General features: G+C 53.2%; 13 protein-coding genes and 1 tRNA gene. 5 read left to right on the forward strand and 9 right to left on the reverse strand.

Annotated features, from left to right (window positions below; genetic code table 11):
* Nucleotides 1-171: 171 nt before the first annotated feature.
* The 6 genes from UC14_RS15715 to xerD all read right to left on the reverse strand — a co-directional run bounded on the left by UC14_RS15715 (nt 172) and on the right by xerD (nt 6,609).
* A tRNA-Gly gene (locus UC14_RS15715) sits at nt 172-245 on the reverse strand.
* 151 nt (nt 246-396) lie between these two features.
* Complete coding sequence (gene lysS / locus UC14_RS15720; protein WP_013574115.1) at nt 397-1,926, reverse strand: lysine--tRNA ligase; 1,530 nt, start codon at nt 1,924-1,926, stop codon at nt 397-399.
* 9 nt (nt 1,927-1,935) lie between these two features.
* Nucleotides 1,936-3,034, reverse strand: a protein-coding gene (gene prfB, locus UC14_RS15725) for a peptide chain release factor 2 (protein ID WP_013574114.1) whose coding sequence is annotated in 2 segments (ribosomal slippage) — nt 1,936-2,958 and nt 2,960-3,034 — 1,098 coding nt in all. Because the reading frame shifts where the segments join, the coding sequence is not laid out codon by codon here.
* 130 nt (nt 3,035-3,164) lie between these two features.
* Entirely contained in the window at nt 3,165-4,898 is a 1,734-nt protein-coding gene (gene recJ, locus UC14_RS15730) for a single-stranded-DNA-specific exonuclease RecJ (protein ID WP_013574113.1), read from the reverse strand.
* Nucleotides 4,899-4,904: 6 nt separating this feature from the next.
* On the reverse strand, nt 4,905-5,624 hold the full coding sequence (dsbC, locus tag UC14_RS15735; protein ID WP_013574112.1) for a bifunctional protein-disulfide isomerase/oxidoreductase DsbC: 720 nt from the start codon (nt 5,622-5,624) through the stop codon (nt 4,905-4,907).
* A gap of 25 nt (nt 5,625-5,649) precedes the next feature.
* The gene (xerD, locus tag UC14_RS15740) at nt 5,650-6,609 is read right to left on the reverse strand and encodes a site-specific tyrosine recombinase XerD (RefSeq protein ID WP_013574111.1); all 960 of its coding nucleotides are present in this window, start codon (nt 6,607-6,609) and stop codon (nt 5,650-5,652) included.
* Nucleotides 6,610-6,708: 99 nt separating this feature from the next.
* Here xerD and fldB point away from each other — a divergent pair, with 99 nt between their 5' ends.
* Nucleotides 6,709-7,227, forward strand: coding sequence for a flavodoxin FldB (gene fldB / locus UC14_RS15745; RefSeq protein ID WP_013574110.1), 519 nt, complete (start codon nt 6,709-6,711; stop codon nt 7,225-7,227).
* Nucleotides 7,228-7,272: 45 nt separating this feature from the next.
* Here fldB and UC14_RS15750 read toward each other — a convergent pair whose 3' ends face one another.
* Together UC14_RS15750 and sdhE are read right to left on the reverse strand one after the other, a co-directional pair.
* Nucleotides 7,273-7,725: a protein YgfX gene (locus UC14_RS15750; RefSeq protein WP_112198031.1), complete on the reverse strand. Its 453-nt coding sequence runs from the start codon at nt 7,723-7,725 to the stop codon at nt 7,273-7,275.
* On the reverse strand, nt 7,706-7,972 hold the full coding sequence (gene sdhE, locus UC14_RS15755) for an FAD assembly factor SdhE (protein WP_037035260.1): 267 nt from the start codon (nt 7,970-7,972) through the stop codon (nt 7,706-7,708). Before sdhE ends, UC14_RS15750 begins: the two co-directional genes overlap by 20 nt.
* Nucleotides 7,973-8,250: 278 nt before the next feature.
* Between sdhE and ygfZ the strand changes: the two genes are divergently transcribed.
* Entirely contained in the window at nt 8,251-9,243 is a 993-nt protein-coding gene (ygfZ, locus tag UC14_RS15760; RefSeq protein WP_013574107.1) for a tRNA-modifying protein YgfZ, read from the forward strand.
* A 48-nt stretch (nt 9,244-9,291) separates the two neighbouring features.
* Here the strand turns inward: ygfZ and UC14_RS15765 are convergent, their stop codons facing one another.
* The gene (locus UC14_RS15765; RefSeq protein WP_112198032.1) at nt 9,292-9,822 is read right to left on the reverse strand and encodes a class IV adenylate cyclase; all 531 of its coding nucleotides are present in this window, start codon (nt 9,820-9,822) and stop codon (nt 9,292-9,294) included.
* 184 nt (nt 9,823-10,006) lie between these two features.
* Here UC14_RS15765 and pfkB point away from each other — a divergent pair, with 184 nt between their 5' ends.
* From pfkB to UC14_RS15780, 3 genes are all read left to right on the forward strand, one after another.
* Complete coding sequence (pfkB, locus tag UC14_RS15770; protein WP_037035220.1) at nt 10,007-10,951, forward strand: 6-phosphofructokinase II; 945 nt, start codon at nt 10,007-10,009, stop codon at nt 10,949-10,951.
* A gap of 159 nt (nt 10,952-11,110) precedes the next feature.
* Nucleotides 11,111-11,551: a DUF1198 domain-containing protein gene (locus UC14_RS15775; protein WP_013574104.1), complete on the forward strand. Its 441-nt coding sequence runs from the start codon at nt 11,111-11,113 to the stop codon at nt 11,549-11,551.
* Nucleotides 11,552-11,677: 126 nt separating this feature from the next.
* Nucleotides 11,678-12,565, forward strand: a complete 888-nt coding sequence (locus UC14_RS15780; RefSeq protein WP_013574103.1) for a GyrI-like domain-containing protein — start codon at nt 11,678-11,680, stop codon at nt 12,563-12,565.
* The last annotated feature ends 44 nt before the right edge of the window (nt 12,566-12,609 follow it).

Raw genomic sequence — 12,609 nt, forward strand, 5'->3', positions numbered from 1 at the left:
TAATACCCCACCCCAACCCTCCCCTTCGCAGGGGAGGGAGCTGATTTGCATCATTTTTAAACTTTTGAGTTCAAAATTTAGACATGCAGAAACGACGTACAGGAAATACGAATAATCGGGATTGGGTAGTGAATTTTTTGGGGTATTGAACAGATTTGAGGAAGAAGCTTTTGGAGCGGGTGAAGGGAATCGAACCCTCGTATAGAGCTTGGGAAGCTCTCGTTCTACCATTGAACTACACCCGCATCGGTGTGCGACTGGCATTATAACCGGTTACGACGGCGGAGCAAGACGTGATTGCGGATAAGCGCTGGAGTTTTAAGCAGTTAGCATATGCCGTGATCTGTGGCATGAAAAAGGGCGCCGGAGCGCCCTTCTGGTGTTTCTGAGGAAAACTTATTTCTGTGTCTGCGGACGCATTGCCGGGAACAGGATAACGTCGCGGATGGTGTGGCTGTTGGTGAACAGCATAACCATACGGTCGATACCAATACCCAGACCCGCAGTCGGTGGCAGGCCATGTTCCAGCGCTGTCACGTAGTCTTCGTCGTAGAACATCGCTTCGTCGTCGCCTGCATCTTTCGCAGAAACCTGATCAGCAAAGCGCTGTGCCTGGTCTTCTGCGTCGTTCAGCTCAGAGAAACCATTACCGATTTCACGGCCACCGATGAAGAACTCGAAACGGTCAGTGATTTCAGGGTTCACGTCATTACGGCGCGCCAGCGGAGAAACCTCTGCCGGGTACTCGGTAATGAAGGTTGGCTGGATCAGCTGTGCTTCGGCGGTTTCTTCGAAGATCTCGGTCACGATACGGCCCAGACCCCAGCTCTTCTCGATTTTGATACCGAGTGATTCTGCGATAGCGGTCGCTTTTGCCAGATCGTCGAGATCAGCCACGTTAGTTTCCGGACGGTATTTGCAGATCGCTTCACGCATGGTCAGCTTGGCGAATGGCTTGCCGAAATCGAAAGTCTGGTCGCCGTACTGCACAACGCTGCTGCCCAGAACAGATTCAGTCAGGGTGCGGAACAGAGTCTCGGTCAGAACAATCAGGTCTTTGTAATCCGCGTACGCCATGTAGAGTTCCATCATGGTGAACTCTGGGTTGTGACGCGGAGAAACGCCTTCGTTACGGAAGTTACGGTTGATTTCGAACACGCGATCGAAGCCACCGACAACCAGACGCTTCAGATACAGCTCCGGCGCGATACGCAGGTACATGTCGATATCGAGCGCATTGTGGTGAGTGATGAACGGACGCGCTGCCGCGCCGCCAGGGATCACCTGCATCATCGGGGTTTCGACTTCCATGAAGCCGTTTTCCACCATAAAGCTGCGGATACCAGACATGATCTGAGAACGGATTTTGAAGGTCTTACGGGAATCTTCGTTAGCGATCAGGTCAAGATAACGCTGACGGTAACGCGCTTCCTGATCCTGCAAGCCGTGGAATTTGTCCGGCAACGGACGCAGTGCTTTGGTCAGCAGACGCAGTTCAGAACAATGGATCGACAGTTCGCCGGTCTTGGTTTTGAACAGTTTACCGGTCGCACCCAGGATATCGCCCAGATCCCATTTCTTGAATTGCTCGTTGTAGATGCCTTCTGCGAGGTCATCACGCGCAACGTAAAGCTGGATACGGCCACCGACATCCTGCAGGGTCACGAAAGATGCCTTGCCCATAATACGGCGGGTCATCATACGGCCACCCACGGTGACTTCGATGTTTAATGCTTCCAGTTCTTCGTTGGTCTTTTCGCCATATTTCGCATGCAATTCATCAGAGATGCTGTCACGACGGAAATCGTTAGGGAAAGCGATACCGGATTCGCGCAGTAAAGCCAGCTTCTCACGACGAGATTTCAGCTCGTTGTTAAGATCTGGTACGTTTTCTGCGCTTTGCGCTGCTGGTTGTTGCTCAGACATTTTGGTTCCTCATAACCCGGCTTTCAAACTTGCCTCAATGAATTTATCCAGGTCGCCATCCAGTACGGCCTGCGTATTTCGCGTTTCGACGCCCGTGCGTAAATCTTTAATACGGGAATCATCCAGCACGTAAGAACGAATCTGGCTGCCCCAGCCGATGTCAGACTTGGTGTCTTCCAGCTGCTGCTTGTCCGCATTTTTCTTTTGCATCTCATACTCATAAAGCTTCGCACGCATCTGCTTCATGGCCTGATCTTTGTTTTTATGCTGGGAGCGGTCGTTCTGACACTGGGTCACAATGTTGGTCGGAAGGTGGGTAATACGTACCGCAGATTCCGTTTTGTTGACGTGCTGACCACCCGCACCGGACGCACGGTATACGTCGATACGCAGGTCGGCAGGGTTAATTTCGATTTCGATGTCGTCATCCACTTCCGGATACACAAACGCGGAACTGAACGAGGTATGGCGGCGGCCGCCGGAATCAAACGGGCTTTTACGCACCAGGCGATGAACGCCGGTTTCCGTACGCAGCCAGCCAAACGCATAATCACCGATGATCTTGATAGTCGCGGATTTCAGGCCAGCGACTTCACCGTCAGATTCTTCAATAACTTCAGTTTTGAAACCTTTGGCTTCTGCCCAACGCAAATACATACGCAGCAACATGCTCGCCCAGTCCTGTGCTTCCGTACCACCGGAACCAGCCTGGATATCGAGATAGCAGCTCGCGCTGTCGTATTCACCGGAGAACATGCGGCGGAATTCAAGCTGTTCCAGTTTGGCGGTCAGTACGTCGAGTTCGGCAACCGTTTCATTGAAAGTGTCTTCATCGTCGGCTTCTACCGCCAGTTCCAGCAGGCCGGTCACATCTTCCGCGCCCTGCAACAACTCATCGATGGTTTCAACAATAGCTTCCAGTGAGGAACGTTCTTTGCCCAGCGCCTGCGCGCGTTCTGGCTCGTTCCAGACGTCCGGCTGTTCCAGCTCGGCGTTTACTTCTTCGAGGCGTTCTTTCTTGGCATCATAGTCAAAGATACCCCCGAAGAACGACTGTCCGCTCGGACAGGTCCTGAATGCGGTTTTTAACCGGATTAATTTCAAACATGATTTTTCGCGTCTTACGTTAGATTCGGAGTTGGCCCAATGCCATTCGAACCGCAGATTCTAACGGAATTAGCGGTCTTTTTATAGCAAGGAGCCGTTTTTTTGCAGGGTTTATTACCGGCGTAAATCGCTTATTTCGGCCATAAATGTTCGATAATCAACTGAACGCTGCGATTTCCCCGAAATTCATTGATATCCAGCCGGTAGGCCAGTTGCACTTCGCGGATGCTGCTGTCCGGCCAGAAAGTCGGATCGATATTAAAAGCAATACCATCGAGCAACGGACCGCCGCCGACGGGTTCAATCATCAGCTTGAGATGACGCTCTTTCAGCAGTTTCTGTTGCAGGATACGGAACCTGCCGTCAAAGGTCGGTTCCGGGAACGCCTGTCCCCACGGGCCGCCGTCGCGCAGCATTTCAGCCGTATCAATCGTCAGTTCACGGGCCGACAGCTCGCCATCCGACCAGACCACACCTTCCAGATGCGAAGGGTCCAGCCATTCACCGACCAGTGCAGCGAAACGATCACGAAATTCGTCGAACTTGCTCTCTTCCAGCGACAAACCGGCTGCCATCGCGTGTCCGCCGAATTTCATCATCAGACCGGGATTAAGCGTATCGAGACGTTCCAGCGCATCGCGCATATGCAATCCGGCAATCGAACGACCGGACCCTTTCAGAATGCCTTCACCCGCCGGTGCGAACGCAATCACCGGGCGATTAAAACGCTCTTTCAGACGTGATGCCAGAATGCCGACCACCCCCTGATGCCACTCAGGATGATACATCGCCAGCCCGAACGGCAGCGCGTCGGTACTGCTTTCCAGCTTGTCACACAGCGCCAGCGCTTCGACCTGCATGCCCTGCTCTATCTCACGGCGGGTCTGGTTCAGCGCATCCAGATCGCTTGCCAGCGCACGCGCCTGACCGATGTCTTCACTGAGTAACAGCGCCACGCCAACCGACATATCATCAAGACGTCCGGCGGCATTCAGCCGTGGTCCAAGCGCAAAACCTAAATCACTGGCGCACAGCGTACGGGCTTCTCGCCCGGCCACTTCCAGCAACGCGCGGATCCCCGCACGGCATTTTCCGGCACGAATGCGGTTCAGCCCCTGATACACCATGATGCGGTTGTTGGTATCAAGCGGCACGACGTCCGCTACCGTGCCGAGCGCCACCAGATCCAGATGCTCCGCGAGATTGGGGATCGCCAGACCGTTTTGTTCAAACCAGCCACTTTCGCGTAATGCACTGCGCAGCGCCAGCATCAGATAAAACGCCACACCGACACCCGCCAGCGATTTGGACGGAAACTCGCAACCGACCAGATTCGGGTTAATGATCGCTTCGGCATCCGGCAATATTTCGCCCGGCAAGTGGTGATCGGTGATCAGCACCTGAATGCCTTTTTCATGGGCGAGCGTCACGCCCGCGTGAGAAGAAATGCCGTTATCGACGGTGAGGATCAACTCTGCACCGCGCGACGCCGCCTGTTCAACCACTTCCGGGCTGAGACCATAACCGTCTTCAAAACGGTTCGGCACCAGATAATCCAGATTACCGCAGCCCATGCTGCGCAAGGAAAGCAACGTCAGCGCCGTACTGGTCGCGCCATCGGCATCGAAGTCGCCAACGATAATTATGCGCAGACGCTCAGCCAGCGCTTTTTGCAGCAAGGCAACGGCAGTATCAATGCCATCAAGCTGCTGATAAGGCAGCATACCGCGCACGCCGCGCTCCAGCTCCTGGCTTTGTGTCACACCGCGGGCGAGATACAGCCGGCGTAACAGCGGGGAGAGTTCGGCGGGAAGATCCACGCCAGTCGCCGCCTCACGACGGCGAAGTTGAGTCTGCAAGGTCACGAAAAATCAACCACCGGTTTTATGTGAAGGATCCTGCTGGTCGAGCATGGCAGCCATTTCTTTCGGCGGCTGATAACCAGGGATCAAAGTTCCGTCTGCCAGCACGATGGCCGGAGTGCCTGTTACGCCGAACTGAACGCCCAGCTCAAATTGCTTCGCAATATCACTGGTTTTACAGGTTGCTGGCGTGATGTCATCGCCGCGCATTGCCGCATCAAAGTTGGTTTTGCGGTTGCCTGTACACCAGATAGATTGCATGTCTTTCTCGGTTTTGGAATTCAGCCCCTGACGCGGGAAGGCCAGATAACGGATGGTTATGCCAAGATCGTTATAGTCCTGTATCTGCTGGTGCAGCTTGTGGCAATAGCCGCAGGTGATATCGGTAAACACCGTGATCACATGCTTTTCGTTTTTGGCTTTATAAATGATCATCTCGTTTTGTAACGCATCCATCTTCTTCACCAGCGCTTTGTTGGTGACGTTAACCGGATGGCTGCCGCTGACATCATACAGCGGGCCTTGCAAAACGTGTTTGCCGTCGTCGGTAATGTAAAGGGTGCCGCTGTCGGTAGAAACCGCACTCAGGCCGGTTACCGGCGAAGGCTGGATGTCGGCATGGCTCATGCCCAGTTTGCCCAGCGTGGCTTTGATTGCTGCTTCATCAGCATGGACCGCGGAGCTCATACACGCAGCCAGAAGTGTCAGCAGCATTAAACCTTTTTTCATCATGTCGTCCTTTTTCTCCGGCCTGTTATGCACGGGGATGATGTTGTTGATGTAGCAGTTTGAGTCGTTCAGTCGCTACATGGGTATAGATTTGTGTGGTCGATAAGTCACTGTGACCTAACAACATTTGCACGACGCGCAGATCCGCACCGTGATTCAATAAGTGGGTGGCGAAAGCGTGGCGCAGAACGTGGGGAGACAACCGCTCCGCATCAATGCCCGCAAGAATCGCATAGTGTTTGATGCGATGCCAGAACGTCTGGCGTGTCATTTGCTGCGCCCGGTTGCTGGGGAACACGACATCCAGCGATTGTCCGTTCAGCAGCCACGGCCTGCCGTGTTCGAAATAATTTTCGATCCAGTACACGGCTTCTTCGCCCATCGGCACAAGCCGCTCTTTGTTGCCTTTACCGATGACCCGCACTACACCCTGGCGCAGGCTCAGATCACTGAGCGTCAGCCCGACCAGTTCCGAAACACGCAAACCGGTGGCGTAAAGCAGCTCCAGCATGGCTTTATCACGCAGTTCAAGAGGCACATCGACACTCGGTGACGCCAGCAATGCGTCTACCTGCGCCTCACTGAGATCTTTCGGCAGGCGTTGCGGTAATTTAGGCGAAGACAACAGCGCGGTCGGGTCATCCTGACGCACGGACTCACGGTTCATGTACTGAAAGAGGCGACGCATCGCGCTAAGCAACCGTGCTGAGCTGGTGGCTTTGTATCCGCCCTCAATGCGCTCGGAGAGGAACAACTGTAAATCTTCGGCGCTGACATGCAGGAGATCGGTATTGTTATGATGCAGCCAGCCCAGCAATGATTTCAGATCCTGACGGTAGGATGACAGCGTATTTTCCGCGAGATTGCGCTCGATCCAGAGCATATCCAGAAACTGCTCAGTCAGGCTCTGATCGGCCTCATTAACCGCTGGTGTCACCGGCTCAGGCGTAACATCCTGAGGATTCGCATTATCTTGTTTTGGCATCCCGACTCCTCTTACTCACGACGGCCATTATGCCTTTCATGCGCCCAAATCTGCTACACTGGCTGCCATTCGTATTCTGATAACGTTATGGCAGCAAGTATGAAGATCGGACTTTTCTACGGTTCCAGCACCTGTTACACCGAAATGGCAGCGGAAAAAATCCGCGATATTTTGGGCGAAGAACTGGTTGATTTGCATAACATAAAAGATGTTGATCCCGACAGAATGGAAGATTACAACATCCTGATCCTGGGCATCCCGACATGGGATTTTGGCGAAATCCAGGAAGACTGGGAAGCGGTCTGGAATCAACTCCCAACGCTGAAACTACGCGGCAAAATCGTCGCCATGTACGGCATGGGCGACCAACTCGGCTACGGCGAATGGTTCCTTGACGCGCTCGGCATGCTTTATCATCAGCTGGTTCCCCTTGGCGTGCATTTCATTGGTTTCTGGCCGACAGAAGGCTTTGAGTTTACCAGCCCGAAACCGCTGAGTGCGGACGGCAAGCATTTCGTCGGGCTGGCTCTGGATGATGTGAACCAGTTCGATCTCACCGAAGAGCGCCTGCAACAATGGTGCGAACAGATCCTGCTGGAAATGGACGCCCTGCTTTAACGCAGCATAAGAACACGGCGTCAGCCTTCCATGGACATGCCCCTCTCAGCCCGGTTTTACCGGGCTACGCGGAGTGCCACTGAGCAATATCTGTCGCAACCGCCGCCACTCTTCCAGACTCATGCTGTCCGACGCCAGCCATAACCGCTGCCTTGAACTGCGCATCGCCTGCGCCAGCCCGCCTTTACGTTTTTCGCGACGAAGCGAGAGCAGTACGCCGTGGCTTATCATCCATACCGGCTGTTTAATCTGCCATTCATGGCCGCGCCATAAAAGACGGTCATCCTCGAGCAGGATCATTTCACCTGTGCGTGCTGTAATACGCCGCTGGCTGCGGATGCATTCAAACAACACCAGCAAAAGCAACGTCATCCATACCGGCCAGTAACCCGCAGGCCAGGGTGCCAGCAAAATCAGCAACATCACTGCACCGTAACATCCCAGTGAAATAAGCTGACTGCGCCAGGACACCCTGAGATCACATCGCCACAGGGCCACGGGCTTTGTTTCGAGTCTGAATAAGGGCGACCATACGCTGCAATTCGGTGTCTTTCGGTTCGCCGTGATTCATCAGCCAGTTGAACAGATCCGGATCATCACAGGTCAGCAAGCGGACAAATACTTCTTTATCGGTCTCGCTCAGCGAATCATATTCATATTCGAAGAACGGCATGATGGAGATATCCAGCTCGCGCATGCCACGACGGCAGGCCCAGTGAACGCGGGAACGATTATTAATATCCAGTTGGTTTTTGCTTTCCATAACAAGACTCTTTTTTAGGATACAGAATGAGAATTCTTTTATATAGAAAGCGATTCTAACAGCCCGTTGCGCAGGGGCGTAACTTTTCAGTGCCCTGTTTTGTCAATCTCTGTGATGTGCTGGAAAACCTGATGCAAACCTGTCGTTTGTCTTACATTCTCTGGAAGGCGTCCTGGAAAAGGCACCAATAACTGTTTTCAAAGCGGATGGGCTCTTTTACCATGGGGCATCAGTCACATTTCATTGACCGGGATTAGAAAATGGCTAACGAATTTCCCTTTCCACCGCAAAAACCTTCAGCGTCTTCGCACCTTCCGCTGACATTGATTTCACTGGAAGACTGGGCACTGGTGACCATGACCGGCGCAGACACCGTGAAATACCTGCAAGGCCAGGTCACTGCGGATGTCGATGCGCTGGCCGCCGATCAGCATATTCTCTGTGCGCACTGTGATGCGAAAGGGAAAATGTGGAGTAATTTGCGCCTGTTCAAGCGTGGCGATGGTATGGCGTTTATTGAACGCCGCAATTTGCGCGACACACAGCTTACAGAAATCAAAAAGTACGCCGTATTTTCTAAAGTGACGTTCACTGCCGATGATGATGTGGTGTTACTCGGTGTGGCAGGTTTTCAGGCCAGTGCTGCTCTGACCGGGCTTTTTTCAACCTTGCCAACGGCTGAACAGCAGGTCGTACAACAAGATGAAACCACACTGCTGCATTTCTCCCTGCCAGCCGAACGTTATCTGATTGTCACCAGCCCGGAAAAAGCCCGTCAGGTGGTGGAAGAACTGGGTGAACAGGCACAACGCAACGACAGCCAGCAATGGCTGGCGCTGGATATCGAAGCCGGATTCCCGGTGATTGATACCGCCAACGCCGTGCAGTTTATCCCGCAGGCCACCAATATTCATGCGCTCGATGGCATCAGCTTTACCAAAGGCTGCTACGCCGGGCAGGAAATGGTGGCGCGAGCAAAATACCGCGGTGCGAACAAACGTGCATTGTACTGGCTGGCAGGCAAAGCGAGCAAAGTGCCTGCCCCGGCGGACGATCTCGAACTGCAACTGGGTGAAAACTGGCGCCGGACCGGCACCGTTCTGGCAGCCGTTCAGCTCAGCGACGGCACGCTTTGGGTTCAGGCCGTGCTGAATAACGATCTGGAAGCCGATGCCAGTCTGCGGGTGCGCGATGACGCGACCAGCCAGTTGAGCATTCAGCCGCTGCCGTATTCGCTGGAAGAAACGAAGTAACTTTCAACCTATTGCCGCCTTCCTGATATGAAGGCGGTGATTATAAATTTACTCGTGAAGGTGTTTGCCTTTCGCATTCAGCAAATCCACATACGCCTGATCCACCAGTTCCTGGCGGTCAATCCCCAACCTTTCCAGTAAGTCTTCTGCAATGACAATGCCCTGCTCAGGCGTTTCATCATCCGCAAGCACAACCTCGAATTCCAGATAATCGCCCAGCCCTTTTACCCTGTCGAGATGCAGACGGGTTTGTCCGATCATAAAAAGAGTCCTCTGTTTGATGACCCGTCCGGCAGCGCCATAGGCCAGCGTCAGGGTTTCGCGCAGACTGCCAGGATCATGCGTTTCTGAAAGTGTGTAGAAGCTGGTTTTCGGTCCCGCCTTGTCAGGACGCTGATAGAAAATCAGCTCGCCGCGATCGGGCGCTAATGTGCGCAATTTCAGGCGTCCGTGCGGACACACGAAAAAAGTGTCGTCCTGCTCAATGATGTCCGGCAATCCATCAGAAAGCAGCGCGATTTTTTCATACAGCGCAGAGAAATCATCTACCCTGGCTTTGATCTCAATGTTTCTGGCCATCTTTCACTCCTTAAAAGTTCATGCGTTTTTATACTGATTCAATGAACATGGAGTGACCTTACAGTGACATTATGTTGAACCGCAAGGGAGTTTGATCTCGCGCGTTAAATCGCCAATCAGGTGCTGCAAAAACAGGTCAGGATGCTAACCTGAATTCAGTTTTTGGAAAATTGAGGGAACGATAATGACCAAAATAGTCACACTCACACTGGCACCTTCGCTCGACAGTGCCACTCTCACCCCTAAGATTTACCCGGAAGGTAAATTGCGTTGTACGGCCCCCGTGTTCGAACCCGGCGGCGGCGGTATTAATGTAGCGCGTGCCATTGTTTATCTGGGCGGCCAGGCTACCGCATTATTTCCGACGGGAGGCCCGACAGGTGCACATCTGGTTCAGTTGCTGCACGACGAGGGGATCACCACAGACACGCTGGAAACCCAGGACTGGACCCGCCAGAACCTGCACGTTCACACCGAAAATACCGGTGAACAGTATCGTTTCGTGATGCCGGGCGCGCGACTTACGGAGGCTGAATTTGCGGGCCTTAGCGCGAAAATCGAAAAGATCCCAGCCGGCTCAATACTGGTCATCAGCGGCAGTTTGCCACCGGGCACGCACATTACGGCACTGACAGAGTTAATCAGGAAAGCGCAGAAAGCCGGTTTACGCTGCATTCTTGACAGTTCGGGTGATGCACTGGCTGCGGGTCTGAAGCTCGGCGGGCTGGCGCTGGTAAAACCGAACCAGAATGAACTGGCCGCGCTGGTCGGGCATTCTCTGGAAAATCCGGGGGATGTTCTGGCTGCAGCTCAGCAAATTATCCGTGACGGTGGTGCTGAACGCGTGGTCGTTTCACTGGGGCCGCAGGGTGCGCTGGCCGTGGACGCGAACAGCTCATTCCAGGTTGTCCCGCCGCCGGTGAAAAAAATGAGTACCGTTGGCGCAGGTGACAGCATGGTCGGCGCGATGACCCTCAAACTGGCCGAAGGGGCTGATTTACTCGACATGGTTCGCTTTGGCGTGGCCGCCGGTAGCGCGGCAACACTCAATATCGGTACGCGTCTGTGCTCGGATAAAGATACTCAGCAAATTTATCAGTATCTGTGCCAGCAAACACCGGCTCATTAGGGCCAAACCCCGCTTCGTGAAGGCTCAGCACCTTCACGAAGCGAAAATTCTTTGTCACTCCTTCACGTATTTACCCTGATTAGCAGATAAACTCGCAGCATCGGGTGTTGCATGCACCTTTCACATCACGCCAGAAAAGGCCGGAGGCCAGAGTCCAGAATGATATGGATTATGCTTGCTGCAATTGTTGTGGTTTTTATTGTGGGTTATTGGTTTATGACAGCAGATACCCGTAAAGCGAATGATTCTCTCGCCAGTCTGTTGAAAATAAAGCCGGTTTATATCGATTCCATGTTGCTGGAAATGGGCAAACGTCAGAGCCAGATGTTTATCCGCTCAATCAGCGGTGGCTATGCTGAAGAAATCCGCAAAGCTGCTTATGTTGTTTTTATTTATCAGACGTTTATTAAAGATCCCTCGGAAGAGAATATCGTCCGCTGGCGAAACATTTTAGTACGCGCGCATCTGCCGCCACAGTTAAGCAGCGAACACGCCGAGCTGGCGCTGTTCTATTTTGCCGAACTGGATATCGAACCCTTCGAGCTGGCGCAGTTTCGCCGCGACTACAACGAAACCTATAACCAAATCCATCTGGTTTAACGTTCCGGTTCGCCTCAGAAATGGCCCTTACCCGGGCCATTTTCTTTTCTGCTGCATTGAAAAAGCAATCTCAGTCAGGACAACCCCTCACACGGCGGGCAAAGTAAACGCCATGAAGGAGAGGAAATGAATCACGACAAAAGCCAGCTTTATCAGCGACGTTTTCAGCAGGTATTTACCTATATAGAACAGCATCTGGACAGTCCGATGACCGTGGAGCAACTAAGTGAAGTCGCCTGTTTCTCACGTTTTCACTTTCATCGGCAGTTCAGCCAGTTCTGTGGGGTCAGCGTCAGCCGCTACATCACGCTGATGCGCCTGAAACGCGCCTCGTTCCGGCTGGTACAAAACCCGCACGAGAAGGTGATTGGTATCGCGCTGGATGCCGGATTTGAAAATCCGGAGTCGTTTTCCCGTGCCTTCAGGAACACTTTTGGCCTGAGCCCCAGCGAGTTTCGCAAAAATCCTGTCTGGGTCGACTGGCATGTGCATTTTCAATTTCCCGGCAGGGAAAATCAGCAGAGGCTGGAAAATATGGAAGTCAAAATCATTGAAGTGGAACCCATGCAGGTCGCGGTGCTGGAACATCTCGGGGATCCGATGCGGGTGAGCAATACGGTCGCAACGTTTATCGAATGGCGCAAAGCTTCCGGGCTTTCGGATTACACACAGCGCGGCACTTACGGTATTCCGTATAACGATCCGCTGGTCACGCCGGGCGAGGAATTCCGCTTCGATGTCTGCGGCGAACTTAACCCGCAGGCTAATGGCACCGTGCCGGAAAATCCGCAGGGAGTGATCGGCAAAACGCTGCCGGGTGGACGTTGCGCGGTGGTTCGACACGTCGGAGCGTATGACCGGATAAGTGACAGTGTTTATTATCTTTATCGCGAATGGTTGCCGCACAGCGGAGAGGAATTACGGGATTTTCCGGTTTATTTCCGCTACCTGCATCTTGATCAGGAATTACCGGAGCATGCGCAGCAAACCGATATTTTGTTGCCGCTGAAATGAGATAAAAACCTGAGGAAACAGCGCTGGTGAAATCAGCGCTGTCT

Origin of the sequence: Rahnella sp. NRRL B-41462 (assembly GCF_003263525.1) — a bacterium.
GTDB lineage: Bacteria > Pseudomonadota > Gammaproteobacteria > Enterobacterales > Enterobacteriaceae > Rahnella > Rahnella aceris.